Origin of the sequence: Streptomyces sp. NBC_00299 (genome assembly GCF_036173045.1) — a bacterium.
Classification (GTDB): domain Bacteria; phylum Actinomycetota; class Actinomycetes; order Streptomycetales; family Streptomycetaceae; genus Streptomyces; species Streptomyces machairae.
This window is the reverse complement of the sequence record NZ_CP108039.1, coordinates 8101184-8127299: the sequence shown is the minus strand read 5'-3', so window position 1 is coordinate 8127299 and position 26116 is coordinate 8101184. Positions and strand designations below refer to the sequence as shown.

The window sequence follows — 26116 nt, the reverse complement described above, 5'->3', positions numbered from 1 at the left end:
GCGATGCCCGGTTCTACGGACGGTTCTACCAAGGCGATGGGGGTGGTCACCGTCGGCGGACTCGTCGTGGTGACTGCCTACACGGTGGCGCTCGGGAGCAATGGCTGGCTGTGGTTCGGGTGGGTGGTGCTGGGGCTGATCACGCTGGGGATGGTGGCCAGTCGCGGCAGCTGAGCCTCACTCCCGGGTGAGCCGCCCCGCGGAGTGCACGCCCGGCTGGTACTTCGGCAGCCGGGCGGTGATCTTCATGCCCGCTCCCGGGGCGGTCTCGATGACGAGCCCGTAGGCGTCGCCGTAGACCTGCCGGAGCCGGTCGTCGACATTGGACAGCCCGATGCCGCCCGACGGGCTGACCTCGCCGGCGAGGATGCGGCGCAGCAGGACGGGGTCCATTCCGGCGCCGTCGTCCTCGATGACGACGAGGGCCTCGGCGCCGGCGTCCTGTGCGGTGATGCTGATGTGGCTCCTGCCCGCGGACGCCGCCTTGCCCTCCAGGCCGTGCTTGACGGCGTTCTCGACGAGCGGCTGGAGGCAGAGGAAGGGCAGGGCCACCGGCAGCACCTCGGGGGCGATCTGCAGGGTGACCGACAGGCGGTCGCCGAAGCGTGCCCGCACGAGCGCCAAGTAGTGGTCGATGGCATGCAGTTCTTCGGCGAGGGTGGTGAAGTCGCCGTGCCTGCGGAAGGAGTAGCGGGTGAAGTCGGCGAACTCCAGGAGCAGTTCGCGGGCGCGCTCGGGGTCGGTGCGGACGAAGCTGGCGATCACCGCGAGCGAGTTGAAGATGAAGTGCGGGGAGATCTGCGCCCGCAGGGCCTTGATCTCGGCCTCGATCAGGCGGGTGCGGGACTGGTCGAGGTCGGCCAGCTCCAGCTGGACCGAGACCCAGCGGGCCACCTCGCCGGCCGCGCGCACCAGCACGGCCGACTCCCGGGGCGCGCAGGCGACGAGAGCGCCGTGGACCCGGTCGTCGACGGTGAGCGGGGCGACCACCGCCCAGCGCACCGGGCAGTCGGGGGTGTCGCAGGTCAGCGGGAAGGCCTCGCCGCGACCCGACTCCAGGGGGCCGGCTAGGAGTTCCATGATCTCCGTACGGTGATGTCCGCCGACCCCGTCCCAGACCAGGACGTCCTTCTGGTCCGTCAGACACAGCGCGTCCGTGCCGAGCAGTGAGCGGAGCCTGCGGGCCGACTTGCGGGCGGTCTCCTCGGTGAGCCCGGCGCGCAGCGGGGGCGCGGCGAGGGAGGCGGTGTGCAGGGTCTCGAAGGTGGCGTGCTCGACGGGGGTGCCGAGGCCGCCGGAGTTCTCGGGGCGGGCAGTGCGCCGGCCGAGCCAGAAGCCTGCGGCGAGCAGCGGGAGGACGGCCACGCACAGACCTGCGATGAAGCCGCTCATATCGCCTCCGTCGCACGCCGTCCGGCGATGGGTGGCCTCATGCCTTCACCGCCTCACGCCGTCCGGCGATGAGACACCTCATGCCTTCACCTCCGCTCGCAGTTCCTCCGGCAGATGGAACCGCGCCAGGATCGCCGCCGTGCCGGCCGGCACCCGGCTCGGCGTGGCCAGGGACACCAGCACCATGGTGAGGAAGCCCAGCGGCACCGACCAGAGCGCGGGCCAGGCGAGCAGGGCGTGCAGGGCGCCGGAGCCAGGGAAGCCGGCCATCGTCGCCGCGACGGCGAGCAGTGCGGAGCCGCCGCCCACCAGCATCCCGGCTGCCGCGCCGGGCGGGGTCAGCCGCCGCCACCAGATGCCGAGCACGAGCAGCGGGCAGAACGAGGACGCCGACACGGCGAAGGCGAGGCCCACCGCGTCGGCCACGGGGAGCCCGCCGACCAGGGCGCTCGCGGCGAGCGGGACGGCCATGGCGAGGACCGTGCCGAGCCGGAAGTGCCGTACGCCGCGGGACGGGAGGACGTCCTGGGTGAGTACGCCCGCGACGGCCATGGTCAGGCCCGACGCCGTCGACAGGAACGCGGCGAAGGCGCCGCCCGCGACCAGCGCGCCGAGCAGGTCACCGCCGAGGCCGCCGATCATCCGCTCGGGCAGCAGCAGGACGGCGGCGTCCGCATCTCCGGAGAGGGCGAGTTCGGGGGCGTAGAGGCGGCCGAGGGCGCCGTAGACCGGGGGCAGGAGGTAGAAGGCGCCGATCAGGCCGAGCACGGCGACCGTGGTGCGGCGGGCGGCGACGCCGTGCGGGCTGGTGTAGAAGCGGACGACGACGTGCGGCAGGCCCATGGTGCCGAGGAAGGTGGCGAGGATCAGTCCGTACGTGGCGTACAGCGGGCGTTCGCCGCGGCTCTCGGCCTGCGACGGCGACAGGCTGCCGCTGCCGCCGCGGTCCGGGTCGGGGACGGGGGCGCCCTTGTCGAAGGTCAGGCGGGTGCCGGCCTCTATGTGGTGGGTGCCGGCCGGGAGTCGGACCTTCTGGTCCTCGTGCGTGCGGCCGTCGACCGTGCCGTTCACGGTGACGGTCAACGGGCTGTCGAGCTTCAGGTCGACGGTGTCGTCGACGCGGACGACGCTCTGTTCGCGGAACGTCGCCGGTTCGTCGAAGGCGTGGCGGGGGGCGCCGTCGCCCTGCCAGGCGAGGATCAGGAAGAGGGCGGGGACGAGCAGGGCGGTGAGTTTCAGCCAGTACTGGAAGGCCTGCACGAAGGTGATGCTGCGCATGCCGCCGGCGGCGACGATGGCGACCACGACGACCGCGACGATCACTCCGCCGAGCCAGTCGGGCGCCCCCGTGAGCACGGTCAGCGTCAGCCCGGCGCCCTGGAGTTGGGGCAGCAGATACAGCCAGCCGGTGCCTACGACGAAGGCGCCCGCGAGCCGCCGTACGGCCTGCGAGGAGAGGCGGGCCTCGGCGAAGTCGGGGAGGGTGTAGGCGCCGGAGCGGCGCAGCGGGGCCGCGACGAACAGCAGCAGGACCAGGTAGCCGGCGGTGTAGCCGACCGGGTACCAGAGCATGTCGGGGCCCTGGACGAGGACCAGGCCCGCGATGCCGAGGAAGGAGGCGGCGGAGAGGTACTCGCCGCTGATCGCGGCGGCGTTGAGGCGCGGGCCGACGGTGCGGGAGGCGACGTAGAAGTCGGAGGTGGTGCGGGAGATGCGCAGGCCGAACGCGCCGACGAGGACGGTCGCGAGGACGACGAGGGCGACGGCGGGGACGGCATAGCTGGAGTTCACGACCGCATCGGTTCTTTCGGGCTCAGCGGTCTTCGACGAGCCGGACGAAGTCCCGTTCGTTGCGCTCGGCTCGGCGCACGAACCAGCGGGCGAGCAGGACCAGCGGTGCGTAGAGGCCGAAGCCGAGGATCGCCCAGACCAGGGGGCGGGCGTCCGGCATCGCCGCGAAGAGCAGGGGCAGCGGGCCGATGAGCAGGCCGAGGACGGCGAACACCGCGAGGGCGGTGCGCAGTTGGGTGCGCATCAGGGAGCGGACGTAGGTATGGCCGAGGGTGGTCTGCTCGTCGATCTCGGTGCGGGGCCGGTAGTAGCCGGAGACGCGGCGGGTCTGCCGGGGCGGGCCGGTGACGACGACGCGGCGTTCGGCGGGGTTCTGGGGCATCGTCACGGCCTCCTCATCAGCAGGTCCCGCAGCTCGCGCGTGTGCCGGCGGCTGACCTGGAGTTCCTCGGAGCCCACCATGACGCTGACGGTGCCCGCGTCCAGGCGGAGTTCGCCGATGTGGCGCAGGGCGACGAGGTGGCGGCGGTGGATGCGGACGAAGCCCCGGGAGCGCCAGCGCTCCTCCAGGGTGGACAGCGGGATGCGGACGAGGTGGCTGCCCTTGTCGGTGTGCAGCCGGGCGTAGTCGCCCTGGGCCTCGACGTGGGTGATGTCCTCGACGGAGACGAAGCGGGTCACGCCGCCGAGTTCCACGGGTATGTGGTCGGGGTCGGGCTCGCTCACGGGTATGCGGGGCGGGGCGTCGCGGAGCTCGGCGGCGCGCAGTTCGACGGCGCGGCGGACCGCCTCGGCGAGCCGCTCCTTGCGGACGGGCTTGAGGACGTAGTCGACGGCCTTGAGGTCGAAGGCCTGGACGGCGAAGTCCTCGTGGGCGGTGACGAACACGACCAGCGGCGGCTTGGCGAAGCCGGTGAGGAGCCGGGCCATGTCCAGACCGTCCAGGCCGGGCATGTTGATGTCCAGGAAGACGACGTCGATCGCCTCCGGCCCGCCCGGCCCGGACTCCAGGGCGCGGTTGATGCGGCGCAGCGCCTCCGTCGCGTCGCCGGCGCCCTCCGCGCTGCCGATGCGGGGGTCGGCGTTGAGGAGGTAGAGCAGCTCCTCCAGCGAGGGGCGTTCGTCGTCGACAGCCAGGGCGCGCAGCATGAACCCGGAGTGTAGGAGCTATTCGCACGCTTGGACATGTGCTCCGGTCGGACGTTCGCGCTGGGTGTCGGGCCGCTTACAGTGCCCTCATGAACAGCGGCGCGGCGTCCTTCGACGAACTCGACCGGAAGATCATCACCGCCCTGATGGCGAACGCCAGGAAGAGCTTCGCCGAGATCGGCACGAGCGTCGGACTGTCCGCGACGGCGGTCAAGCGGCGCGTGGACCGGCTGCGCGACACGGGCGTGATCACCGGGTTCTCGGCCACGGTCCAGCCGTCGGCGCTGGGCTGGCGAACGGAGGCGTACGTCGAGGTGTACTGCGAGGGCGCGGCCCCGCCGCGGCGGCTCGCGGAGGTGGTCCGCAACCATCCGGAGATCACGGCGGCGATGACGGTGACCGGGGGCGCGGACGCCCTGCTGCATGTGCGGGCGCGGGACGTGGAGCACTTCGAGGAGGTGCTGGAGCGCATCCGTGTCGAGCCGTTCATCCGCAAGACGATCAGCGTGATGGTGTTGTCCCATCTCCTCCCGGAGAGTCCGGAAGCGGGCGCGGCGGGCCTCGCCGCGCCGGAGGAAGGCGCAGGAATCTGAGGCCACGCAGCAGGCATGCGCCAGGTCGGCGAAATACGCAGCATTCCTGCGTGGACACGCAATTTTCGTTGCTTGTCGCTCGTCAGGGTGCCTTCTTACCTTGGTGTCAATCCTCATCGACACCGCAGGAAGCGGAGGAACCCCTCTGTGACCGATACCCGTGTGCCGCGCCGGCGGCGCTTCCTCGTCTGCGAACCCAGACATTTCGCCGTGCAGTACGCGATCAACCCCTGGATGCAGCCCGACGTCCGCGTCGACGTCGATCTGGCGCATGAGCAGTGGCGCTCGCTGATCAGCGCCTACCGCTCCCACGGCCACGACGTCGACACCGTTGAGCCGGTCCCCGGCCTCCCCGACATGGTCTTCGCCGCGAACTCGGCCGTCGTCGTCGGCGGCCGTGTCTTCGGCTCCCTCTTCCACGCCGGCGAGCGCCGCCCCGAGTCCACGCACTACGACACGTGGTTCAAGACGGCGGGCTTCGACGTGTACCGGCCCGAGTCCGTCTGCGAGGGCGAGGGCGATCTGGTCTGGACGGGCCGTTATGTGCTCGCCGGCACCGGATTCCGCACCACCCGGGAGGCGCACCGCGAGGTGCAGGAGTTCTTCGGCCACCCGGTGATCAGCCTGACGCTGGTGGACCCGTACTTCTACCACCTCGACACGGCGCTGTTCGTGCTCGACGACGACAACATCGCCTACTACCCGGAGGCGTTCTCGCCGGGCAGCCGTGAGGTGCTCGCGCGGCTGTATCCGGACGCGGTGCTCGCCACCCGCGACGACGCCGCGGCCTTCGGCCTGAACTCCGTGTCCGACGGCCGTCACGTCTTCATCGCGCCGCAGGCCGAGGCCCTCGCGGCCCGGCTGGACGAGCGCGGCTATGTCCCCGTCCCCGTCGACCTGTCGGAGTTCCGCAAGGCCGGCGGTGGCATCAAGTGCTGCACCCAGGAGATCCGCTCATGACCGCGCCCGCGCAGACCCGTTCGTCCGCCGATCTGATCCGCGCCGAGGAGCCGGTCCTGGCGCACAACTACCATCCGCTGCCCGTGGTCGTCGCCCGTGCCGAGGGCACCTGGGTGGAGGACGTGGAGGGCCGCCGCTACCTGGACATGCTGGCCGGCTACTCGGCTCTGAACTTCGGCCACCGCCACCCGGCGCTGGTCGAGGCGGCGCACGCCCAGCTCGACCGCCTGACGCTCACCTCGCGCGCCTTCCACAACGACCGGCTCGCCGAGTTCGCGGAGCGCCTGGCCGCGTTGACGGGCCTGGACATGGTGCTGCCGATGAACACCGGCGCCGAGGCCGTGGAGAGCGGCATCAAGGTGGCCCGCAAGTGGGCGTACGAGGTGAAGGGCGTCCCGGCCGACCAGGCGACGATCGTGGTCGCGGCGGACAACTTCCACGGCCGTACGACGACGATCGTGTCGTTCTCCACGGACGAGACCGCGCGGCAGGGCTTCGGCCCGTTCACGCCGGGTTTCCGGGTCGTGCCGTACAACGACCTGGCGGCGCTGGAGGCGGCGGTCGACGAGACGACGGCGGCGGTGCTGCTGGAGCCGATCCAGGGCGAGGCGGGCGTCCTCATCCCTGATTCGGGCTACCTGGCCGGCGTGCGCGAGCTGACCCGCCGCAAGGGCTGCCTGTTCATCGCGGACGAGATCCAGTCGGGCCTCGGCCGCACGGGCCGGACGCTCGCCGTCGAGCACGAGGGTGTCGTCCCGGACATGGTGCTGCTGGGCAAGGCGCTGGGCGGCGGCATCGTGCCGGTGTCCGCGGTGGTGGCCCGCCGGGACGTACTCGGCGTGCTGCGGCCGGGCGAGCACGGCTCGACGTTCGGCGGCAACCCGCTGGCCGCCGCGGTCGGCACGGCCGTGGTCGGGCTCCTGGAGACGGGCGAGTTCCAGCGCCGGGCCGCCGAGCTGGGCACGATCCTGCGCAGCGGCCTGTCGGACCTGGTCGGCAAGGGCGTCCTCGGATTCCGGGCGCGGGGCCTGTGGGCGGGCGTCGACGTCGACCCGGCGGTCGGCACGGGCCGGGAGATCGGCGAGCGTCTCATGCGCGAGGGAATCCTGGTCAAGGACACCCACGGCTCCACGATCCGTCTGGCCCCGCCCCTGACCATCACGGCGGAGGAACTGGTGGGGGCGCTGGGAAGGCTGGAGAAGGTACTGAAGTAGTCCGACCCGCCCCGGCAGCCCGGTTCCTCACGCGGGGACCGGGCTTCGGGCGTCCGGCCGGGCCACCCCGGTCCCGGCCGTGAGGCCCCGCCGCGCAACAAGTACGCCCAACACCCGGCACCTGACGCGGCTCCCGCCAACCGACCCCACCCGGCCCGGCAGCCCGGTTCCCGAAGGGGGGCAGGACTGCTGGCAGCCCGCCCGGGCCCCCGGGGTTCCGATCCAGGGGCGCCGCCGCGCACGTGCCTCAACACCGGCACAGGCACCGGCACGCGGCCCCCGCCAACCGGCCCCACCTCGCCCCCACCCGGTCCCCGCAAAGAGGCAACGCCCACCGGAAGGGTGAAGATGGGGACAAGAGGTGGTAGACCGCTCTAAGCGACAGAGAGGTCGGCCGTGGGCACACACGAGGAGCGGGGCGTTGCCCGGCAGTGGTTCGACGTGGCGGACGCCGCGCCTGTGCTGCTCGATGCGCAGGGTCGGGTGACGGGGTGGACCAGGGAGGCACAGCGGCTGCTGGCGTACGAGGCCGACGAGGCGGTGGGGCGGAACGTCGCCGAGCTGCTGAGCGCCGAGGACGCGGCGCGGGTGCCGGAGGTGATGGAGCGGTGCCGCGCGGACGGCGGGTGGGTGGGGTTGCTGACGGGTCTGCGCGGGGACGGACGGGCGGCCGGGATCATGGTGCGGATCACCGCGGCCCTCGACACCGAGAGCCCCTCGCGGTGGCTCGCCCTCCTGTCGGAGCTGGACGAGGCACCCGGCTGGGACATGAGCCGGGCGGTGCTGGAGCAGATGGTCGCCCGCTCCCCCGTCGGGATAGCGATCGTCGACACGGACCTGCGCTACGTCTGGTCGAACGCTGCCCTCGCCCAGTACGGAGGCGGCCCGCCCAGCCGCCGGCTCGGGCTGCGGCTCGCCGACATACAGCCCGGACTGGACTCCGAGTCCATCGAGGCGCAGATGCGCCGTGCCCTGACGACCGGCGAACCCATCGTCGGCTACGAGCACGTGGGCCACGCCCGTTCCGCGCCGCTGCGCGAGACCGCGCACATGATGTCGTTCACCCGGCTCGACGACGGCCACGGCCACCCCATGGGCGTGTACTACACGGTGGAGGACATCTCCGACCGGCACCAGGCCCGCCAGCGCCTGGCCCTGCTGGACCGGGCCGGTGAGCACATCGGCCGGACCCTGGACATCAACCGCACCGCCCAGGAGCTGGCGGACGTGGCCGTACCGGGCCTGGCCGATCTCGTCACCGTGGACCTGCTGGAGTCGGTGCTGCGGGGCGGCGAGCCCGCCGCCGGGCCGTTCGGCGACACGGAGCCGGTGACGCTGCGCCGCGCGGGGCATCGTTCGGTCACCGAGCAGGTGCCGGAGGCCGTCGTGGGCATCGGCGACCTGGTCACCTATCCGGCGGGCTCGCCGCCCATCCGCTCCCTCAGGACGGCCAAGTCCTGGCGCGAGGAGAGACTCGATCCGCTCGGTGAGGCGTGGACCGAGCACGCGCGCGGCGGAGAAGCCGCCATCTTCGTCGAACTGGGCCTGCACAGCGTGATGATCGTGCCGATCCGCGCGCGGGGCGTCACCCTCGGCGTCACCTCCTTCTTCCGGCGCCGTCGCCAGGAGGCCTTCGAGGAGGACGACCTGAACCTGGCCGAGGACCTCGTCTCACGGGCGGCCGTGTGTGTCGACAACGCCCGGCGCTACACGCGCGAACGCGACGCGGCGCTGGTCCTGCAGCGCAGCCTGCTGCCGCACGTCCTGCCCGACCAGGACGCACTGGAGGTGTCCGCCTGCTACCGGCCCGCCGACGAGCTGACCGGCCTCGGCGGCGACTGGTACGACGTCATCCCGCTGTCGGGGGCCCGCGTCGCCCTGGTGGTGGGCGAGGTGCCGGGCCACGGCATCAACGCCGCCGCGGCGATGGGGCGGCTGCGGACCGCCGTACGCACCCTCGCCCTGCTGGATCTGCCGCCCGAGGAGGTGCTGGCCCATCTCGACGACCTGGTCGCGAGGTCGGCCCGCGAGGAGGGCGTCCAGACGAGCGAGGGAGAGGCCGCCGTCGCCCAGTCCGTGGGGTCCGGGTGCGTGTATGTCGTCTACGACCCGGTCGACGGGCAGTGCACCATGGCGGCCGCGGGCCATCCGGCGCCCGCCGTCGTCATGCCCGACGGCAGCGTGGCCTTCGTCGATCTTCCGCAGGGCCCGCCGCTGGGCGTGGGCGGCCCCCCCTTCGAGTCGGTCGAGCTGGCCCTGGGGGAGGGCAGCACGCTCGCGCTGCACACCGACGGGCTGCTGGCGCGCGGGGATGACTGGGCCGTGGACGCCGACCGGGACCGGCTGCGGCAGGCGCTGGAGCAGCGCGCGCCCTCGGTCGAACTGCTCTGCCGGACCGTGGTCGACGCCCTGACGCCGGACCGTCCGCACGACGACGTGGCCCTGCTGATGGCCCGCACCCGCCTGCTGGGCGCCGAGCAGGTCGCCGACTGGGATCTGCCCTCCGACCCCGCCGCCGTCGCGGACGCCCGCAAGACGGCCTCCCGGATGCTGTCGGAGTGGGGCCTGGAGGAGCTGGTCTTCACGACGGAGCTGGTCGTCAGCGAACTGGTCACCAACGCGATCCGGTACTCCGACGGCCCCATCCGGCTGCGTCTGATCAAGGAGCGCGCTCTGGTCTGCGAGGTCTTCGACGGCGGCGCCACGGCCCCGCATCTGCGCCATCCGCGCACGACGGACGAGGGCGGCCGCGGGCTACTGCTGGTCTCCCAGGTCACACAGCGCTGGGGCACGCGCTTCGTTCCCGACGGGAAGATCATCTGGGCCGAGCAGTCACTGACGGATCCGTCGCCTTGAACTGAAGAAACTCGACAGATGTAATACATCGACGCATACCACGCACAGCATGGGAAACTGGTGTGATCCCGGGGGTGAGGCGGGAGCTATGAACGAGAAGCCGATCGACTACGAGGCGGTGTTCCAGGGCCTGCCCGGAATGGTGGCCCTGCTGACCCCGGAGCTGGTCTACGCCGACGCCAACGAGGACTTCCAGCGCCTGTCCGGGCGCGCCCGCGCAGAGCTGGTGGGCCGGTACATCTTCGACGTCTTCCCCGACAACCCCAACGACCCCGCCGCCACCGGCATGCGCGACGTCCGGGCGTCGATGCTGCGCGTGGTGGCCACCGGCGAGCGCGACACGATGGCGCTGCAGCGCTACGACGTCGAGGACGCCTCCCTGCCCGGCCACTGGGAGGAGCGCTACTGGAGCCCGATCAACGCACCCGTCTTCGGCCCCGACGGGCAGGTGGCCTTCGTCGCACACCGGGTCGAGGAGGTCACCGAACTCATCCGCCTGCGCGGCGGCACGAGCGGTGACAGCCGGGTGAGAGTCCTGGAGGCCGAGCTGTACACCCGCGCCCGGGAACTGCAGGAGCTCAACGAACGGCTGCGGCAGTCCCACGCCCGCGAACGCGAGGTGGCGCTGGCCCTGCAGGAGGCGATGCTGCCGGCCCGCCGGCAGGTGGGCAACCACCGGGCCGCCGTGCGCTACCGGCCCGCGATGGGCGCGCTGAACGTGTGCGGCGACTGGTACGACCTGATCGACCTGGTGGGCGGCAACCGCATCGGCGTCTCCGTGGGCGACGTGGTCGGCCACGGCCTGGAGGCGGCCGGCGTGATGGGGCAGCTGCGCAGCGCGCTCAGCGCCACCTCACGGGTCGCCGACGGCCCGGCGCAGGCGCTCGACGTGCTGGGGCGGTACGCCCATGTCGTCGACGGCGCCGAGTCGGCCACCGCGGTCACGACGTTCATCGACTTCGACGCCCGCACCATCACGTACAGCAGCGCCGGCCATCCGCCGCCGGTTCTGGTGCACGCCGACGGCCGGGTGGAGTTCCTGGACCTGGCCACGGATCCGCCCCTGGACGCCCGCCCCGACCCGAAGCCGAGGCCCCAGGCCGTCACCACCTACTCCGACGGTGCCACGCTCGCGCTGTACACCGACGGCCTGATCGAGCGCCGCCGCGAGGACATCGACACGGGCCTGGCCCGTCTCGCCGACGCGCTCGTGCGCCATCGCACCTCCGCCCCCGAGGCCCTCGCCGACTCCGTCCTGCTGGAGCTGCTGCCGCCCGGGGGCGCGACGGACGACACGGCGCTCGTCATCGTGCGGCTGTGATGAACGAGCAGACCCGACGACTCCCCGCAAGGGCGGGCCACCTGCCACGCGGCAATCGTGATCACGCCAAACCCCGCCATCGAGTTGCCGCACACCGACCCCGGACACCAGGCTGGTCCCGCGGTCCTCCCCACCCGCAAACCCCGCCGCCCGCCCACTACCTGACATCCACTCAGAACGGTCTTCGTCGGCCGGTATCCGCCCGTTCCTGCCCGGTTCCGGCCTGTCACCCCTGCGCCTACACTGGCAGCCCCACGGCACGCTGGTTGACCTGCCAGAACGCGGCGGCCCAAGCTGATCCGCCGGAGTGAGGAGCGCCCCCCTTGTTCTACTACGTACTGAAATACGTGCTGTTGGGACCTCTGCTGAGACTGGCCTTCCGGCCCCGAATAGAGGGCCTCGAACACGTACCGGCCACGGGTGCGGCCATCGTCGCGGGCAACCACCTGTCGTTCTCCGACCACTTCCTGATGCCGGCGATACTCAAGCGGCGCATCACCTTCCTCGCGAAGAAGGAGTACTTCACGGGCCCCGGCATCAAGGGCCGTCTGACCGCGGCCTTCTTCCGCAGCGCCGGCCAGATCCCGGTCGACCGCACCGGTAAGGAGGCGGGCCAGGCCGCGATCCGCGAAGGACTCGGGGTCCTGACCAAGGACGAACTCCTCGGCATCTACCCGGAGGGCACCCGCTCGCACGACGGCCGGCTCTACAAGGGCAAGGTCGGGGTCGCGGTGATGGCGCTCAAGGCACGCGTCCCGGTCATCCCCTGCGCGATGATCGGCACCTTCGAGGCGCAGCCGCCCGGCAAGGTCATCCCGAACGTCCACCCGGTGAAGATCCGCTTCGGCGAGCCCCTCGACTTCTCCCGGTACGAGGGCATGGAGAACGAGAAGGCGATCCTGCGCGCCGTGACCGACGAGATCATGTACGCCATCCTGGCGCTGTCCGAGCAGGAGTACGTCGACCAGTACGCGGCCGTCGCCAAGGCGGAGCAGGAAGCCGCAGCCAAGGCCAAGGCGGGGAAGGACCGCAAGCTGCCGCGGCTGCCCATAAGCTGACGCGCCCCGGGGTACTCAGCCGAGCCGGTCGAGCGCCTCGTCGAGCACCCGGCGCAGCCGCAACGCGTCCGCCGCCACGGCACTCACCAGGGCGGCGGGACCGGCGAGGGGCATGACAGCAGCGTTCTCCCCCAGCACCCGAGCCACCACCGGGGTCTGCGCGAACTCCGGCCGTACGACCACGAGTTGACCGACCGCCCGGCACCCACCGAGCCCTGCGGGCCCGTCCCACCCACCTGGCGCGCCAGGCCCGCAGGCAAGCTCCTGATCAAGAACGATCCGCCCGGCAACACTCACCCGGATCCGGCTCCCGAGCCGCCCGGGCTCCTCCCCCGCCCGCCCGAGCACCTGCTCCTCACGCAGCACGAGCCGACCGGTCGCGCCGACATCGACGCGGGTGGTCACACACAGGTCACTCCCCCGGGCGGAGATCAACTGCTCGGGCAGCCACTGCAGTTCACCCCCGTCGGCCACGGACAGCCGTACGTCGTAACGGGCCTCGCCCTTGCTCTGTCCCGGCAGCGCGATGGTGGCCGCCGCGGACCCGACGCGCAGCCGGGCGCCGGCCTCCACGTCGGCCTCAATGGCGAACCGATCACCCCCGAGCGGCCCGCTCATCGCCCCGACGAGCACGACCCGCGCCTCGGCGCCGCTGCCCCGCGTCCGCCGGAGCGCCAGGGGCCCGTCGCCGTCGAGCACGGGCAACGAGGTGCCGCCCCGCCCGTCGTCCCGGGCGACGATCCGCGCACGTGCCCGCACCCCACCGGTGGTGGCCGTCATGCCGTCCACGCCACGAACTGCGCCCGCACCCAGTCGGCGACGTCCTTCACCCCGGGCTCGCTCCTCAGCGACTGGAACACGACCGGCAGTTCGGCCCGCTGCGCCTTGGCGTCGGCCGCCATCCGCGCCAGGTCGGAGCCGACGTACGGCGCGAGGTCGGTCTTGTTGACGACGAGCAGATCGGCGGTCGTCACCCCCGGCCCGCCCTTGCGCGGAATGTCGTCCCCACCGGCGACATCGATCACGAAGATCTGCGCGTCGACGAGCCCCTTGGAGAAGGTGGCGGTGAGGTTGTCCCCACCGGACTCCACGAGAATGAGCTGAAGCGGCCCGACCGCGTCCTCCAGATCCTCGACGGCTTCGAGGTTCGCGGAGATGTCGTCCCTGATCGCGGTGTGCGGACAGGCCCCCGTCTCCACCGCGGTGATCCGCTCCGGCGGCAGTACGGCCTCCCGCAACAGAAACTCGGCATCCTCGCGCGTGTAGATGTCGTTCGTGACAACGGCCAGGGCCAGCTCGTCACGCAGAGCACGGCAGAGCGCGGCAACAGTGGCCGTCTTCCCGGACCCCACGGGCCCACCGAGCCCGATCCGCAGGGCACGCCGCGACCCGTCGGGACGGTGGGCGTCGGCACTGACGGCGGAGGGGCCGGGGTGGGAGTGGTCGAGGTGCATGGGGCATCTCCTTTTAGGCTTGGCTTCTCAGCTTTGAGGCTTGGCTCCTCAGCGCCGGTCCTGGCATTTCAGCCCGTCCGGCGTTTGAGGACGAGGCCGTTCAGGCCGACAGCGGGGGTCTGGGGGCGGCAGCCCCCAGGTCGGGAAGGGAAGGGGCGGCGGGGGCGAAGCCCACTCAGGACGCAAACAACCGCACGCCCCAACCCGCATGCACCTCAGCCCCCACCTCCAACAGCGGAGCAGAAGCCGCAGGCACCGCATCCACCCCGCCCTCCACAACACACCGCCCCGCCTCCACCGCCCGATCCACCACCCGGTCCACCTCAGGCGCCAACCGAGCCAGCACCCCCGTAGCGTCAAAGGGATCAAGACTCAGCAACCGCACCGTCGCACTCGCCGGCCCACTCACACACTCGTAGGCCGCGCAGTAAGCCGCCTCCACGGCCCCCAGCCCCGCGGCCCGAGCCACAACCCCCAGCACAACCGGCTGATGAGCCCCCTTGGGAAACCGCCGAGCCAGCTCATCCAGCTCCCCGGACGGCCAAGTGGCCCGAGCGGCCCGCATCAACTGCCGCCCCAGCTTCCGGGCTGCGAGCCGCAATGCAGGCGACGGCGTACGGGCGTCGGCCGCAGCGTCCAGGGCCACCGCATCACCCCCGAGCGCCGCCGCCGCGGCGAGTGAGCCCGCGACCAGTCCCGCCGTGTGCAACCGCCCCCGGCAGAAGTCCTCCAGGCTCGCGGCCCCGGTGATCCGCCCCGCCTTGACGGCCGCCTCGGCCCCGCCGGAGTGCGCGTGGCCCCCGGCGGGAAAGCGGCCGTCGGCAAGGAGGAGGAGTGCAGCTCGTGACATAAGAACCCAACCATCAGAACCCGAAGAACCTCAGAACCCGACCCTCAGAACCCGACTTTCAGAACCCGACCCTCAGAACAGGAAGTACCGCTGAGCCATGGGCAGTTCGGCGGCGGCCGTGGCCTCCACCAGCTCCCCGTCGATGTGCACGGCGAAGCTGTCGGGATCGACCCGCACCTCCGGCCGCGCGTCGTTCTCCCGCATGTCGGCCTTGGTGACCCCACGCGTCGAGTCGATGGCCACGAACCGCTTCCCGAGCTGGAGCCGCTCCGGCAGCCCGTCCTCGATCGCGAGCGGGGCGACGAAGTTGACCGAGTTCGACGCCGGCGCCCGTCCGATCGCACCGAACATCGGGCGGGGCAGGATCGGCTGCGGCGTCGGGATGGAGGCGTTGGCGTCGCCCATCTGCGCGTATGCGATCTGCCCGCCCTTGATGACGAGTTGGGGCTTGACCCCGAAGAACGCCGGTTCCCACAGGACCAGGTCGGCGAGCTTGCCGGTCTCCACGGAGCCGATCTCGCGGCCGAGGCCCTGTGCGAGTGCCGGGTTGATCGTGTACTTGGCCACGTACCGCCGCGCCCGCAGGTTGTCGGCCCGCCCGTCCCCCGGCAGCGCGCCCCGCCGCCGCTTCATCACATGGGCGGTCTGCCAGGTCCGCATGACGACCTCGCCCACCCGCCCCATGGCCTGCGAGTCGGACGAGATGATCGAGATCGCGCCGAGGTCGTGCAGTATGTCCTCCGCCCCGATGGTCGACGGCCGGATCCGGGACTCGGCGAAGGCGAGGTCCTCCGGCACCGCCGCATTGAGGTGGTGGCACACCATCAGCATGTCGAGGTGTTCCTCGGCGGTGTTGACGGTGAACGGGCGGGTCGGGTTCGTCGAGCTCGGCAGCACGTGCGGCTCGGAGACGACGGTCATGATGTCCGGCGCGTGCCCGCCGCCCGCGCCCTCGGTGTGGTACGCGTGGATGCCCCGGCCGGCGATGGCGGCCAGCGTGTCACCGACGAAGCCGGCCTCGTTCAACGTGTCCGTGTGGATGGCGACCTGGATGCCGGTCCGGTCGGCGACGGTCAGCGAGGCGTCGATGACGGCCGGGGTGGTGCCCCAGTCCTCGTGCAGCTTCAGGCCGAGCGCGCCACCGCGGATCTGGGACAGCATCGCCTCGTGGGAGACGGTGTTGCCCTTGCCCAGCAGGCCGAAGTTGACGGGGTGGCCCTCCATCGCCTCCAGCATCCGGGCCAGATGCCACGGGCCGGGTGTCACGGTGGTCGCCTTGGAGCCCTCGGCCGGTCCGGTACCGCCGCCGATCAGGGTCGTGATCCCCGACGCGAGAGCCTCGTCGGCGATCTGCGGGCAGATGAAGTGGACGTGCGCGTCGATGGCGCCGGCCGTCAGGATCCGCCCGTTGCCCGCGATGATCTCGGTCTCGGGGCCGATGACGAGGTCCGGGTGCACCCCGTCCATCGTGTCGGGGTTGCCCGCCTTGCCGATGCCGGTGATCCGGCCGTCGCGGATACCGAGGTCGGCCTTGACGATGCCCCAGTGGTCGATGATCACGACGCCGGTGATGACGGTGTCCGGGGTGCCCTCCGCGCGGGTGGCCCGCGACTGGCCCATGGACTCGCGGATGACCTTGCCGCCGCCGAACACCGCCTCGTCACCGGCGAGTCCGGGACCGCCGGAACGGTCCTCCTCGATCTCGACCAGCAGATCGGTGTCGGCGAGCCGGATGCGGTCACCGGTCGTCGGGCCGAACAGGTCGGCGTACGCGGCACGGGAGATCTCAGGCATCGAGGGCACCTCCGGTCTCCCCGCGCAGGCCGGGCACCACGCGGGCGCCGGTGAGCGGGACGAGTTCGACGTCGACGGGGATGCCGGGTTCGAAGCGCACGGCGGTGCCGGCGGCGACGTTGAGCCGCTTGCCGCGGGCCGCGGCGCGGTCGAACTCCAGACCGGGGTTGGCCTCGGCGAAGTGGTAGTGGGAGCCGACCTGGACGGGCCGGTCGGCGGCGTTGAGGACGGTCAGCAGGGTGACCTCACGGCCCTCGTTGTACGCGATCGGGCCATCGGCGAACAGGATCTCTCCGGGGATCATCGAGGCCCCCTCACACGATCGGGTCGTGGACGGTCACGAGCTTGGTGCCGTCCGGGAAGGTCGCCTCGACCTGGACGTCGTGGATCATCTCGGGGATGCCCTCCATGACGTCGTCCCGCGTGAGCAGCTTGCGTCCGGAGGACATGAGCTCGGCGACCGTACGGCCGTCGCGGGCGCCCTCGAGGATGTGCGAGGTGATGAGGGCCACCGCCTCGGGGTGGTTGAGCTTCAGCCCGCGGGCCCTGCGCTTCTCGGCGACGTCGGCCGCCACGTGGATGAGCAGCCGCTCTTGCTCGTGCGGGGTCAGTTGCACGTCCCACCTCACAGTCCTCGCTCCGGACCGTGCGGGGTCCGGTTGCCGCAGCCACGGGGCAAAGTGCCAGGTGGCGTGGATCGGCAGGCTAGTTGGACCGAGTTTCGGGCACGTTAACCAAGCTGTGATCCATCGGTCGTCCCGTGGTCGTCCCGCATGCTCATCAGTGCCCGCAGCCCGTCCCGGAGTACGTCGACGGGGGCGGGCCCGAAGAGGGACTGCTGGGCGATGAATCCCAGGACCGCGGCGATCATCGTGCGGGCCACATGGTCCGGCTCCGCGTCGGCCCGCATCATTCCGGCCTCCTGGTAGCCCTCGACGATCCGAGCCCAGGCCGTGCGCACCGAGCCGTAGCCCTCCCGCAGGATCGCCGCCAGTTCCTCGTTGCGCAGTGTCTCCGTCCACACCTGGATGACCAGCCGCGGAAACGCGGGCCTGCCGTCGACGACCAGGGACTCCCGGGCGGCGAGGGTCCTGCCGAGGACCGAGGCGACCAGTTCGTCCGGCGGCGGGGGCGGGCTCTGCCGGGCCGCCTCCTCGAAGGCCCCGCGGACCGACCCGAGCACCTCGGCGACGATCGCGGCGATCAGCGCCTCCTTGCCGCTGAAGTAGCGGTAGACCGCCCCCGCCGAGAGGTCGACCTCCTTCAGCACGTCCTGCATGGACGTGGCGTGGAAGCCGTTGCGGGCGAAGCAGATCGCGGCGCCGTCGAGGATCTGCCGGCGGCGGGCGTCGAGGTGTTGCTGGGATACGCGGGCCATGGTCACAAAATAAAACGAACATTCCTTCTTGACAAGGAGCGGCATCGGCAGGACGGTGGGAGCGTCATCAAAAACGAACGATCCTTCTTTTTAGCCGGGAGACCCCCATGCCCACCCCGTCCGCTACGCCGCCCAGGTCCGCCGCACCCAGGCGCCTGATCGCGGTCGTCGTCCTCGTCCCCGTCCTCGCCGCCCTCGCCCTCTGGGCCTTCGCCTGGCCCGCCGCCCGCACCGCTCCCCGCGACCTGCCGCTCGGGGTGGCCGGACCGACCGCCGCCACGGCCCAGGTGGAGAAGGAACTCGGCCGGCACGACGGCGCGTTCGAGATCCACCGCTACGCGGACGCGTCCGCCGCCCGGGACGCGATCGAGGACCGGACCGTATACGGCGCTGTCGTCGTGACCCCCCAGGGCCCCGAACTGCTCACCGCGTCAGCGGCGAGCCCGGCGGTCGCCCAGCTGCTGCAACAGGCCGTGACCCAACAGGCCGCCGCCGAGGGCACCCAGGTCAAGGCCGTCGACGTCGTCCCCACACCCGACAACGACCCGCGCGGTGCGGCCCTCGGCGCGAGCGTCCTGCCGCTCGCCCTGGCCGGCATGGCGGCGGGAGCCGCGGTGACCCTGCTCGGGCTGCGCGGCATCCGGGCCGTGAGCGCCCTTACCGGCGCCGCCGTCCTGATCGGCGTGGTCGCGGCCACGCTCGCGCACAGCTGGCTGGGGATCCTCACCGGCGCCTGGTGGGCGGAGGCAGGGGTGTTCGCGCTGACGACGCTGGCCGTGAGTGCGGCCGTCGCCGGGCTCGCCGCGCTGATCGGCAACGCGGGCATCGGCATCGTGTCGTTCACGGTGATGTTCCTCGGCAACCCCTTCTCCGGGGCGGCCTCGGCGCCGCAGATGCTGCCCGAGCCGGTCGGCGTCATCGGCCAGTGGCTGCCGCCGGGCGCGGGCACGACCCTGCTGCGCTCGGTGTCCTTCTTCGACGGCGCGGCGGCGATCGGTCCCGCCATGACGCTGACCTGGTGGGCCGCACTGGGACTGGGCGCCGTACTGCTCGGGAACGCCCTGAGGTCCCGCACGCCGAGCACCGAACCCGCGGCCGAGAGGGAGCTCGCCCCCGTCGGCTGAGCGGCCGTCCGGCCCCACCGAACCGACCGTGCACCCCCGCTGTAGCGGACGGGGGTGCACGGTCCTGTCATTCCGGGGCGCGGCAGAGGGAAGTCCGAACGCCGGCTCGGCGTCCGGAGAGGCGTCGGCCCTACGAGGGGCTCGACCCGCGGTGCTCCGCGGCGATACCGAAGCGCTGTCGTTCGCGGGGAGCGGACGCGACCTCGCGGACGCTGGAGACCGCGCTGATCACCTGCTCCTCGGTGAGCTCCGCCGGCTCCCCGAGTTTCTCCAGTCGTTCGAGGTCAGAGGCGGAGACAAGGGCGACGAGGGGCTTTCCGTGGCGCGTCACGACGACGCGCTCACCGCCGTACACCACGCGATTGATCAGTTCGGCGAGCTCAGCCCTGGCTTGCGTCACCGGAATCTCGTAGGCCATGCTCCCTACATTACGTCATGTACGTCCTGTACATTTTTTACAGGCACCCGGCAAGGGAGCGTGAGCCATGACCCGACCGTCAGCCCGCTATGTACTGCCCGAGTTCACCGAGCGCACGAGTTCAGGCACCAGGACGCAGGATCCGTACTCGAAGCTGCTGGAGGAGCGGATCGTCTTTCTCGGCACGCAGATCGAAGACATCTCGGCGAACGACGTGATGGCCCAGTTCATGTATCTGGAGCACAGGGACCCCGACCAGGACATCTCGCTGTACATCAATTCGCCCGGCGGCTCGTTCAGCTCGATGTCGGCGATCTACGACACGATGCAGTACGTCACCTGCGACGTGGAGACGATCTGCCTGGGCCAGGCCGGCGCGTCCGGCGCGGTACTGCTCGCCGCGGGCACGCCGGGGAAGCGGTTCGCCCTGCCCGGGGCCCGGGTGGTGATCCATCAGCCGGGGCTGCCCGAGCCGGTCGAGGGCCAGGCCAGCGATCTGGCCATCCAGGCCGACGAACTGACGCGGATTCGGGCCCGCCTGGAGGAGATGCTCGCCCGGCACACCGGGCGCAGCCGCGAGCAGGTGTCCAAGGACATCGAGCGGGACAAGATCCTGAACGCCCAGGAGGCGCTGGAGTACGGACTGGTGGACCGGATCATCCCCAGCCGCAAGGCGACCCTCGCGCCACCCACGGGGCGGTGATCGGCCGGTGCTGCCACCCGAGTTGCCGCCGCTGCCCGCGCTGACCCGTGCGGAGGGCGAGTTGATCGACCGTTATCTCGATGTGGTGGACCTGCTCGGCCGGATCAACCCGGCGCAGGACGGCGACACCTACCGCGGACTGCGTGCCGCCCAGGCGCTCGTCCGCAAGGCGGCCGAGCTGCGGGACGCGCTGGCGCTGATGCACCAGCGGGGCGAGACGGAGCTGCACGCTCCCACGCTCGCGCGTGCGCTGCGTGTGCTGGACGGGGAGCGCCGCACGGCTCGCGTCACGCTGCCGCCGCGCTCCGACAGTTGACGACGTGTACAGGACGGTCCCGGACGTCTCGATCCCACTGACGAGGCGTCCGGACCAAGGCTGAAACGGACCAAACGGCGTACCCCCTTTCGGCGTAGCCGTGGCTCCTTTTGCGGGCCCGTCAGGGTTGCGCATCGGGCATGAGTCCAAGGCGGAACAAGGCGCTCCATCGCTGGTCCGGGACGCCTTCACCCTCTGGACACCCTCTCGAACACACGGGTACCCACCCGAACGGGTGAGTGGTGACTAACACCACAAATCACCGGTTCCGCTGGGTATTTCGCTCATCCGTGCACCAAGATCCCTGTCTGACGACAAGCCCCCGCCGCAGCGGCGGGGCGGTCCGGGCGGACGCCGAGTCCTGCCGCCGCCTGGATGACCGGTCGACAGGAGTGGATCGGCAGGAGTGGAGGACCCGAGCAAGACGGGTCGCCGGAGCGGACGTTCGTTCGATCCGAGCAGCCCTTGGGGTGAAGCCGCAGCAGTGCGGCCGGGCAACTTCGCCAGCCCGAATCCGACAGGTCATCCTTCACAGGCGGCTGACGAAGGGTTGCGCATGACTGCGCTCAATCGTGTCCCGTCGCTCATGGCCCGGGCCGGTACGGCCTCGGCTCTCACCATCGCCGCAGTGGGCGGCTCGATAGTGGCGCCCGGCTTCACGTCCGAAGCGGAGGCAGCCACACCGGCGACGAAGGCACTTCAGATCGCGGCCTCCAAGAAGGGCTCCCCGTACAGGTGGGGCGCCACGGGGCCGAACCGGTTCGACTGCTCCGGGCTGACGCTCTACTCGTTCAAGAAGGCGGGCAAGAAGCTGCCCCGTACGGCGGCCCAGCAGTACAACAAGACCCGCCACATCTCCGCCAAGAGCCGCAAGGCCGGAGACCTGGTGTTCTTCCACTCGGGGTCGTACGTCTACCACGTCGGCATCTATGCCGGGAAGGGAAAGATCTGGCACTCCCCCAAGAGCGGGGACGTGGTGAGGCTGCAGAAGATCTGGACCAGGAGCGTCTGGTACGGCCGGGTCAAGTGACCCACCCGGGGGCGATGGCGGCGGCCTGACACGCCGTCATCGCCCTCGGGGCACGAGAAAGGCCGTCAGACGGCCATCAGCGGCCCGGCGAGGAGCCCGACGCCGAAGGCCGTCAGCGCGACGCCGGTGACCGTCGTGACCGCCCGGGCGGCGCGCGGCCGGCGCAGCCACCGCCCGAGCCGGTCGACCAGCAGGGCGACCACCTGGAACCACACCAGTGCGATCGCGAGCACGATCAGTGCGAGCAGCAGCGTCCGGGGCAGTGCGGGAGCCCCCGCGGGCACGAACTGGGGCAGCACGCTGAGGAAGGTCAGGGACGCCTTCGGGTTGAGGGCGTTGGTGACGAAGCCCTGCCGCAGCGGTCGCCCGGTGGAGTTCTCGCCCGTGTCCGCCACTTCACTGCGCCGCTGCCGCAGGGTCTGGACGCCCAGATACAACACATAGACCCCCCCGACCACTTGGAGCGCACGGAACAGCGCCGGTACGGCGGCCAGGACCGCGGCGACCCCCAGCACCGCCAGCGTCACATGCACCAGCAGTCCGGCCCCGATCCCGAGCGCGCAGGCGATACCGGCCCGGCGGGAGACGAGGGCGTTGCGCACGACGACGGTGAAGTCGGCGCCGGGCATGGCGACGAGGCCGGCGGAAACCCCGGTGAAGGCGATGAGCTGAGCGTCCATGGCACCCAGCGTGCCGCGCGGAAGCCTTCAGCAGGTATGTCGAATATCCTGGGTCTGCCTAAAGCATTGCTTTAGGCAGACAGGCTTGGACGGACGAGGAGCCCGGCATGTACGACCCGACCAGGCTCGCCGCCCTGGTGGCGGTCGCCGAGGCGGGCTCGATCACCCGGGCGGCGGAGCGGCTCGGCTACACCACACCCGCGCTCTCCCAGCAGCTGGCCAAGCTGGAGCGCGAGGCGGGCACGGCCCTTCTGGTACGGCATCACCGCGGGGCGCGGCTGACGGGTGCGGGCGAACTGCTGGTGGCGCGGGCGCGGCGAGTGCTCGACGAGCTGGAGCGGGCCCGGCACGAGCTGGCCCGGCTGACCGGCCTGTCGGGCGGCACGCTCCGGCTCGGCACCTTCCAGACCGCGGGCATCCATCTGCTGCCGCCGGCCCTCAGCGCCTTCCGGCGGGCCCATCCGGACGTGGAGCTGACGGTCGCCGACTACGAACCGTCGGCGGGTGTCGCCGCCGTGGCGGCCGGGGAGGTGGATCTGGCGCTGACGCACGCGTATGAGCCGGGCGACCCGATTCCGCTCGCGTCCTCGGTCCGCGTCGAGCCGATCCTCGTCGAGGAGCTGGTCCTGGTGTCCGCTCCGGGCCACGCCCTCACCAGCGGGACCGCACGGCTGCCGCTGGCCGACCTCGCCGGGCAGCCGCTGATCAGCATGGCGCCGGACGCTCCGGCCCGGCGGGGTGTGGAGGCGGTGCTGGCCCGGGCGGGGGCCCTGCCTTCGGTGCTGGTGCCGACGCCGGGCTATCTCCTGGTGTGCGCGCTGGCCAGTGCGGGGCTCGGGGTCGCGGTCGTACCGGAGATGGTGGCGCGTACGTCGGTCACGCCGGTCGGGGTGCGCGCGCTGGAGGGCGCTGAGCTGCGCCGTACGATCTCGGTCGCCTTCCGGAGCGAGGAGGCGGCTCCGGCCGCGGAAGCCTTCCGGGCTCTGCTGCGCGGCTCGTTCGGCCGGTCGCGGCAGACCTGAGGGGTGGGCCCTGCGGCTACGGTTCCTGGGGCCCTGCGGTCGGCACGGGTTCCGCGGGCACCGTCCACGGCAGTTCGATGGAGATGGTCTTGCCGCCCTCGCGGGTCGGGCGCACTCTCAGCTTGCCGCCGCATTCCGCGGTCAGCCAGCGGATGATGACCAGGCCACGGCCGTTGTCCTGCTGGACGGCGGCGGGCAGCCGCTTGGGGAAGCGGGGGTGGCTGTCGGTGACCCCGATGCGCAGGTGTTCGTCACGGTCGAGCACGAGGTCCACCGTGAAGGTGGGTGACTGGCCGAGGGTGTGCTGTACGGCGTTGGTGGTGAGTTCGGAGACGATCAGGCGGATGGTGTCGGCCACTTCCGTGTCCGGAGGCAGTCCCCACTCCGCAAGGGTGGTGACCACATAGGTCCGGGCCGCGGAGACCGAGGCGGGATCGCTCGGCAGAGTGACGGATGCTTCCAAATGGTCTGCCATGGCGATGTCGTCCCTTTCCCAACGGGACCGCAGTCCGACACGGAGCGGAGGGTTCGAGTACGGTCCCGGACTGGTGCTTCGTCGCCAGACTGCCATTACCAGGGCCGTCACGGTGCCGATCCCCCGAGATATGCATATATCTGTCGCTCGAAGCGGTGAACTCTGCGACGGCAGACCGTATTTGGACGGCTCGGTTGGAGTAAGGAGTTACGCATGCAGCACGGTCCCGCGGTGCGCCGCCGGAAACTGGGCGCGGAACTGCGTGCGTTGCGCACCGGGGCCGGGCTCACCAGTGGTGAGGCGGCCCGGCTGGTGGGCTGGCACCAGTCCAAGGTGAGCCGGATCGAGACGGGCGCCAGCGGGGTGAAACAGGCCGATGTGCGGTTACTGCTCGACGTCTACGGCGTACAGGATGCCCAACTACGCCAGTTGATGCTGGCGTTGGCGGGCTCCGACGAGGGTGACGGCCGGGATCACTGGTGGCACGCGTACCGCGGAGTGCTGCCGACGACGTACCGCGACTTCATCAGCCTGGAGTCCCAGGCAAGCGCGATGCGCACGCTGGAGACCTCCGTGGTGCCCGGGCTGCTGCAGACGCCCGAGTACGCCCGCGCGGTGACCCGGGCCGCGGTGGGCGGGCTCGACGACGACGCCGACGAACGCCTGGACGCGCTGGTCACGGTCCGTCTGGCCAGGCAGGACGTGCTGCGCGCCGAGCCGCCGCTGGAGCTGAGCGCGGTGCTGGACGAGGCGGTGCTGCGCCGGGAGATCGGCGGGCCCGAGGTGATGGAGCGGCAGCTGAGGCGACTGGTGGAGGCGGCGCGACTGCCGCAAGTCCGGCTGCAGGTCCTGCCGTTCGCGGCCGGCGAGCATATCGGCATCACCGGGCCTTTCGTTATCTTCTCATTTTCGCGCACTTCTGATCTGGATGTGGTTGTTCTCGACCACTTGACGAGTAGCCTCTACCTCGAACGGAAAGAAGACCTCCAGGCCTACACGGAGGCCTTCAACGCCCTTCGGATCCACGCCCTTTCGCCCGAGGAATCGATGGATTACATCGCCGCACTGGCTGGCGGCGCGTAAGGAGGCACCATGACCACCCTGCCTCGGAAGGTGAGTTCAAGCACCGAACTACCTGGTGCACGGTGGCTGCGCAGCAGCTACAGCACCGGAGCCAACAACTGCGTCGAGACGGCGCGGCCGCACTCGGGTCCCTGGACCGGGCTGCTCGCCGTGCGCGACTCCAAGGACCCGGCCGGACCCGCGCTGCTCTTCTCCCCCGAGAGCTGGGCGGGCTTCACGGCGGCGCTCCAGTCCTGACAGTTTCCCGATCAGCCTGACCGATTCCGATCATTTCCGATCGGTGTCGCCGGGCGCGACGGCAGGGCCGTGTCACGCCGACTCATGGTCGTGTCTCGCCGATGACCCGTACAGCGCGTTCGATCTGCCCCTCGGAGAGGTCCGCGCGGGCGGTCAGCCTCAGCCGTGAGATGCCGTCGGGGACGGAAGGAGGTCGGAAGCAGCCCACGGCCAGGCCCGCCGCACGGCACTCGGCCGCCCAGCGCACGGCCTCCTCCGGGGACGGCGCGCGCACGGAGACGACCGCCGCGTCCGGCCGTACGGCTTGATGGCCCGCCGCGGTCAGGCGTGCGTGCAGTTCGCTCGCCACCTCGCGGGCCCGTGCCGCGCGCTCCGGCTCGCGGCGCAGCAGTCTCAGTGCCGCCAGGGCCGCGCCCGCCGCCGCGGGGGCGAGGCCCGTGTCGAAGATGAAGGTCCGGGCCGCGTTGACCAGGTGGTCGATCACCAGGGCGGGGCCGAGCACGGCGCCGCCCTGGCTGCCGAGCGACTTGGACAGCGTGACCGTGACGACGACGTCGTCGGCGCCCGCGAGCCCCGCCGCGTGCGGGGCCCCGCGGCCGCCGGCGCCGAGCACGCCCAGGCCGTGGGCGTCGTCGACGACCAGCCCGGCACCGTGTTCCCGGCAGGCCTCGGCGAACCGGGCCAGCGGGGCCGCGTCGCCGTCGACCGAGAAGACGGTGTCGGCCACGACGACGGCGGGCCCGTCGTGCGTCTGGAGCGCCTTGCGCACGGCATCCGGGTCGGAGTGCGCGACAACCTGTGTCGTGCCGCGCGCCAGCCGGCAGCCGTCGATCAGCGAGGCGTGGTTGCCCGCGTCGGAGACGATCAGCGAGCCGTGCGGTGCCAGCGCGGTGACCGCGGCGAGGTTGGCCGCGTAGCCGGACGAGAAGACCAGGGCCGCCTCGACGCCGCAGAAGTCGGCCAGCTCCCGCTCCAGCTCGGTGTGCAGCTCCGTCGTGCCCGTCACGAGCCGGGAGCCGGTCGCGCCGCCGCCCCACGCCCGGGCGGCCCGTGCCGCACCCTCGGTGACCTCGGGGTGGCGGGCCAGGCCCAGGTAGTCGTTGCTCGCGAGGTCGAGAAGCGGCGATTCGGCGGGGCGGGGGCGCAGGGTCCGTACGAGTCCGGCGCGGCGGCGCAGCTCCGCCTGCTCGTCGATCCAGCCGAACGCCATGACTCCTC

29 protein-coding genes and 1 riboswitch are annotated in these 26116 nt (G+C 71.6%); of the genes, 14 read left to right on the top strand and 15 right to left on the bottom strand.

The window, feature by feature from the left end; genetic code table 11:
- Positions 1-3: 3 nt before the first annotated feature.
- Positions 4-174 (top strand): hypothetical protein, encoded by a 171-nt coding sequence (locus tag OHT51_RS36365; RefSeq protein ID WP_328429244.1) that lies wholly within the window; start codon positions 4-6, stop codon positions 172-174.
- 3 nt (positions 175-177) lie between these two features.
- Here the strand turns inward: OHT51_RS36365 and OHT51_RS36360 are convergent, their stop codons facing one another.
- The 4 genes from OHT51_RS36360 to OHT51_RS36345 form a co-directional block, all read right to left on the bottom strand.
- Positions 178-1392, bottom strand: coding sequence for a sensor histidine kinase (locus tag OHT51_RS36360; RefSeq protein ID WP_328883138.1), 1215 nt, complete (start codon positions 1390-1392; stop codon positions 178-180).
- 78 nt (positions 1393-1470) lie between these two features.
- Positions 1471-3183, bottom strand: coding sequence for a sodium/solute symporter (locus tag OHT51_RS36355; protein WP_328883137.1), 1713 nt, complete (start codon positions 3181-3183; stop codon positions 1471-1473).
- Positions 3184-3205: 22 nt separating this feature from the next.
- The gene (locus OHT51_RS36350; protein ID WP_328883136.1) at positions 3206-3565 is read right to left on the bottom strand and encodes a hypothetical protein; all 360 of its coding nucleotides are present in this window, start codon (positions 3563-3565) and stop codon (positions 3206-3208) included.
- A gap of 2 nt (positions 3566-3567) precedes the next feature.
- Positions 3568-4332, bottom strand: a complete 765-nt coding sequence (locus OHT51_RS36345; protein WP_328883135.1) for a LytR/AlgR family response regulator transcription factor — start codon at positions 4330-4332, stop codon at positions 3568-3570.
- A gap of 89 nt (positions 4333-4421) precedes the next feature.
- On the opposite strand from OHT51_RS36345, the gene OHT51_RS36340 reads away from it, so the two are divergent.
- The 6 genes from OHT51_RS36340 to OHT51_RS36315 all read left to right on the top strand — a co-directional run bounded on the left by OHT51_RS36340 (position 4422) and on the right by OHT51_RS36315 (position 12334).
- Positions 4422-4925 carry an Lrp/AsnC family transcriptional regulator gene (locus OHT51_RS36340; RefSeq protein WP_328883134.1) on the top strand — a complete coding sequence of 168 codons (504 nt, stop codon included), beginning with the start codon at positions 4422-4424 and terminating at the stop codon, positions 4923-4925.
- Positions 4926-5072: 147 nt separating this feature from the next.
- Positions 5073-5885: a dimethylargininase gene (gene ddaH, locus OHT51_RS36335; RefSeq protein WP_328883133.1), complete on the top strand. Its 813-nt coding sequence runs from the start codon at positions 5073-5075 to the stop codon at positions 5883-5885.
- Positions 5882-7099 carry an ornithine--oxo-acid transaminase gene (rocD, locus tag OHT51_RS36330; protein ID WP_328883132.1) on the top strand — a complete coding sequence of 406 codons (1218 nt, stop codon included), beginning with the start codon at positions 5882-5884 and terminating at the stop codon, positions 7097-7099. Before ddaH ends, rocD begins: the two co-directional genes overlap by 4 nt.
- Before the next feature lie 396 nt (positions 7100-7495).
- The gene (locus tag OHT51_RS36325; protein WP_328883131.1) at positions 7496-9955 is read left to right on the top strand and encodes a SpoIIE family protein phosphatase; all 2460 of its coding nucleotides are present in this window, start codon (positions 7496-7498) and stop codon (positions 9953-9955) included.
- A gap of 88 nt (positions 9956-10043) precedes the next feature.
- Positions 10044-11276 (top strand): PP2C family protein-serine/threonine phosphatase, encoded by a 1233-nt coding sequence (locus OHT51_RS36320; RefSeq protein WP_328883130.1) that lies wholly within the window; start codon positions 10044-10046, stop codon positions 11274-11276.
- 323 nt (positions 11277-11599) lie between these two features.
- On the top strand, positions 11600-12334 hold the full coding sequence (locus OHT51_RS36315; protein ID WP_328883129.1) for a lysophospholipid acyltransferase family protein: 735 nt from the start codon (positions 11600-11602) through the stop codon (positions 12332-12334).
- 15 nt (positions 12335-12349) lie between these two features.
- Here OHT51_RS36315 and OHT51_RS36310 read toward each other — a convergent pair whose 3' ends face one another.
- From OHT51_RS36310 to OHT51_RS36280, 7 genes are all read right to left on the bottom strand, one after another.
- Positions 12350-13114: an urease accessory protein UreD gene (locus OHT51_RS36310; protein ID WP_328883128.1), complete on the bottom strand. Its 765-nt coding sequence runs from the start codon at positions 13112-13114 to the stop codon at positions 12350-12352.
- Positions 13111-13788 carry an urease accessory protein UreG gene (gene ureG / locus OHT51_RS36305; RefSeq protein WP_328883127.1) on the bottom strand — a complete coding sequence of 226 codons (678 nt, stop codon included), beginning with the start codon at positions 13786-13788 and terminating at the stop codon, positions 13111-13113. The genes OHT51_RS36310 and ureG overlap by 4 nt, the downstream gene beginning before the upstream one ends.
- Before the next feature lie 175 nt (positions 13789-13963).
- On the bottom strand, positions 13964-14638 hold the full coding sequence (locus OHT51_RS36300; protein ID WP_328883126.1) for an urease accessory protein UreF: 675 nt from the start codon (positions 14636-14638) through the stop codon (positions 13964-13966).
- A 72-nt stretch (positions 14639-14710) separates the two neighbouring features.
- Positions 14711-16432 (bottom strand): urease subunit alpha, encoded by a 1722-nt coding sequence (locus tag OHT51_RS36295; RefSeq protein WP_328883125.1) that lies wholly within the window; start codon positions 16430-16432, stop codon positions 14711-14713.
- Entirely contained in the window at positions 16425-16736 is a 312-nt protein-coding gene (locus tag OHT51_RS36290) for an urease subunit beta (protein ID WP_328883124.1), read from the bottom strand. Before OHT51_RS36290 ends, OHT51_RS36295 begins: the two co-directional genes overlap by 8 nt.
- A gap of 10 nt (positions 16737-16746) precedes the next feature.
- Positions 16747-17049 (bottom strand): urease subunit gamma, encoded by a 303-nt coding sequence (locus OHT51_RS36285; RefSeq protein WP_010988499.1) that lies wholly within the window; start codon positions 17047-17049, stop codon positions 16747-16749.
- 113 nt (positions 17050-17162) lie between these two features.
- On the bottom strand, positions 17163-17810 hold the full coding sequence (locus OHT51_RS36280; RefSeq protein ID WP_328883123.1) for a TetR/AcrR family transcriptional regulator: 648 nt from the start codon (positions 17808-17810) through the stop codon (positions 17163-17165).
- Positions 17811-17917: 107 nt separating this feature from the next.
- On the opposite strand from OHT51_RS36280, the gene OHT51_RS36275 reads away from it, so the two are divergent.
- On the top strand, positions 17918-18934 hold the full coding sequence (locus OHT51_RS36275) for an ABC transporter permease (RefSeq protein WP_328883122.1): 1017 nt from the start codon (positions 17918-17920) through the stop codon (positions 18932-18934).
- A gap of 130 nt (positions 18935-19064) precedes the next feature.
- Here the strand turns inward: OHT51_RS36275 and OHT51_RS36270 are convergent, their stop codons facing one another.
- Positions 19065-19352 (bottom strand): type II toxin-antitoxin system Phd/YefM family antitoxin, encoded by a 288-nt coding sequence (locus OHT51_RS36270; RefSeq protein ID WP_328883121.1) that lies wholly within the window; start codon positions 19350-19352, stop codon positions 19065-19067.
- 67 nt (positions 19353-19419) lie between these two features.
- Between OHT51_RS36270 and OHT51_RS36265 the strand changes: the two genes are divergently transcribed.
- The 3 genes from OHT51_RS36265 (at position 19420) to OHT51_RS36255 (ending at position 21401) form a co-directional block, all read left to right on the top strand.
- Positions 19420-20055, top strand: coding sequence for an ATP-dependent Clp protease proteolytic subunit (locus OHT51_RS36265; RefSeq protein WP_328883120.1), 636 nt, complete (start codon positions 19420-19422; stop codon positions 20053-20055).
- Positions 20056-20062: 7 nt separating this feature from the next.
- A complete protein-coding gene (locus OHT51_RS36260) occupies positions 20063-20371 on the top strand; it encodes a hypothetical protein (protein ID WP_328883119.1) in 309 nt (102 codons plus the stop codon).
- Positions 20372-20729: 358 nt separating this feature from the next.
- A riboswitch (cyclic di-AMP (ydaO/yuaA leader) is annotated at positions 20730-20924 on the top strand.
- Positions 20925-20927: 3 nt separating this feature from the next.
- Positions 20928-21401 carry a C40 family peptidase gene (locus tag OHT51_RS36255; RefSeq protein WP_328883118.1) on the top strand — a complete coding sequence of 158 codons (474 nt, stop codon included), beginning with the start codon at positions 20928-20930 and terminating at the stop codon, positions 21399-21401.
- A 65-nt stretch (positions 21402-21466) separates the two neighbouring features.
- On the opposite strand, the gene OHT51_RS36250 is transcribed toward OHT51_RS36255, so the two are convergent.
- Positions 21467-22081, bottom strand: coding sequence for a LysE family translocator (locus OHT51_RS36250; RefSeq protein ID WP_328883117.1), 615 nt, complete (start codon positions 22079-22081; stop codon positions 21467-21469).
- Positions 22082-22188: 107 nt separating this feature from the next.
- Between OHT51_RS36250 and OHT51_RS36245 the strand changes: the two genes are divergently transcribed.
- Positions 22189-23103, top strand: coding sequence for a LysR family transcriptional regulator (locus tag OHT51_RS36245; protein ID WP_328883116.1), 915 nt, complete (start codon positions 22189-22191; stop codon positions 23101-23103).
- Positions 23104-23119: 16 nt separating this feature from the next.
- On the opposite strand, the gene OHT51_RS36240 is transcribed toward OHT51_RS36245, so the two are convergent.
- Positions 23120-23578 carry an ATP-binding protein gene (locus tag OHT51_RS36240; protein WP_328883115.1) on the bottom strand — a complete coding sequence of 153 codons (459 nt, stop codon included), beginning with the start codon at positions 23576-23578 and terminating at the stop codon, positions 23120-23122.
- Between the two features lie 213 nt (positions 23579-23791).
- Between OHT51_RS36240 and OHT51_RS36235 the strand changes: the two genes are divergently transcribed.
- Positions 23792-24661, top strand: a complete 870-nt coding sequence (locus OHT51_RS36235; protein ID WP_328883114.1) for a helix-turn-helix domain-containing protein — start codon at positions 23792-23794, stop codon at positions 24659-24661.
- Between the two features lie 9 nt (positions 24662-24670).
- Positions 24671-24898, top strand: a complete 228-nt coding sequence (locus OHT51_RS36230) for a DUF397 domain-containing protein (protein WP_328429218.1) — start codon at positions 24671-24673, stop codon at positions 24896-24898.
- 82 nt (positions 24899-24980) lie between these two features.
- Here the strand turns inward: OHT51_RS36230 and OHT51_RS36225 are convergent, their stop codons facing one another.
- Positions 24981-26108, bottom strand: coding sequence for an 8-amino-7-oxononanoate synthase (locus OHT51_RS36225; protein ID WP_328883113.1), 1128 nt, complete (start codon positions 26106-26108; stop codon positions 24981-24983).
- Between the last annotated feature and the right edge of the window lie 8 nt (positions 26109-26116).

Coding starts and splice junctions, on each gene's coding strand:
- OHT51_RS36360 (WP_328883138.1), bottom strand. CDS start 1,392: ATGAGCGGCTTCATCGCAGGTCTGTGCGTGGCCGTCCTCCCGCTGCTC.
- OHT51_RS36345 (WP_328883135.1), bottom strand. CDS start 4,332: ATGCTGCGCGCCCTGGCTGTCGACGACGAACGCCCCTCGCTGGAGGAG.
- OHT51_RS36320 (WP_328883130.1), top strand. CDS start 10,044: ATGAACGAGAAGCCGATCGACTACGAGGCGGTGTTCCAGGGCCTGCCC.
- OHT51_RS36225 (WP_328883113.1), bottom strand. CDS start 26,108: ATGGCGTTCGGCTGGATCGACGAGCAGGCGGAGCTGCGCCGCCGCGCC.
- rocD (WP_328883132.1), top strand. CDS start 5,882: ATGACCGCGCCCGCGCAGACCCGTTCGTCCGCCGATCTGATCCGCGCC.
- OHT51_RS36280 (WP_328883123.1), bottom strand. CDS start 17,810: ATGGCCCGCGTATCCCAGCAACACCTCGACGCCCGCCGCCGGCAGATC.
- ureG (WP_328883127.1), bottom strand. CDS start 13,788: ATGCACCTCGACCACTCCCACCCCGGCCCCTCCGCCGTCAGTGCCGAC.
- OHT51_RS36365 (WP_328429244.1), top strand. CDS start 4: ATGCCCGGTTCTACGGACGGTTCTACCAAGGCGATGGGGGTGGTCACC.
- OHT51_RS36230 (WP_328429218.1), top strand. CDS start 24,671: ATGACCACCCTGCCTCGGAAGGTGAGTTCAAGCACCGAACTACCTGGT.
- OHT51_RS36290 (WP_328883124.1), bottom strand. CDS start 16,736: ATGATCCCCGGAGAGATCCTGTTCGCCGATGGCCCGATCGCGTACAAC.
- OHT51_RS36255 (WP_328883118.1), top strand. CDS start 20,928: ATGACTGCGCTCAATCGTGTCCCGTCGCTCATGGCCCGGGCCGGTACG.
- OHT51_RS36300 (WP_328883126.1), bottom strand. CDS start 14,638: ATGTCACGAGCTGCACTCCTCCTCCTTGCCGACGGCCGCTTTCCCGCC.
- OHT51_RS36310 (WP_328883128.1), bottom strand. CDS start 13,114: ATGACGGCCACCACCGGTGGGGTGCGGGCACGTGCGCGGATCGTCGCC.
- OHT51_RS36245 (WP_328883116.1), top strand. CDS start 22,189: ATGTACGACCCGACCAGGCTCGCCGCCCTGGTGGCGGTCGCCGAGGCG.
- OHT51_RS36275 (WP_328883122.1), top strand. CDS start 17,918: ATGCCCACCCCGTCCGCTACGCCGCCCAGGTCCGCCGCACCCAGGCGC.
- OHT51_RS36295 (WP_328883125.1), bottom strand. CDS start 16,432: ATGCCTGAGATCTCCCGTGCCGCGTACGCCGACCTGTTCGGCCCGACG.
- OHT51_RS36350 (WP_328883136.1), bottom strand. CDS start 3,565: ATGCCCCAGAACCCCGCCGAACGCCGCGTCGTCGTCACCGGCCCGCCC.
- OHT51_RS36340 (WP_328883134.1), top strand. CDS start 4,422: ATGAACAGCGGCGCGGCGTCCTTCGACGAACTCGACCGGAAGATCATC.
- OHT51_RS36235 (WP_328883114.1), top strand. CDS start 23,792: ATGCAGCACGGTCCCGCGGTGCGCCGCCGGAAACTGGGCGCGGAACTG.
- OHT51_RS36265 (WP_328883120.1), top strand. CDS start 19,420: ATGACCCGACCGTCAGCCCGCTATGTACTGCCCGAGTTCACCGAGCGC.
- OHT51_RS36240 (WP_328883115.1), bottom strand. CDS start 23,578: ATGGCAGACCATTTGGAAGCATCCGTCACTCTGCCGAGCGATCCCGCC.
- OHT51_RS36270 (WP_328883121.1), bottom strand. CDS start 19,352: ATGGCCTACGAGATTCCGGTGACGCAAGCCAGGGCTGAGCTCGCCGAA.
- OHT51_RS36250 (WP_328883117.1), bottom strand. CDS start 22,081: ATGGACGCTCAGCTCATCGCCTTCACCGGGGTTTCCGCCGGCCTCGTC.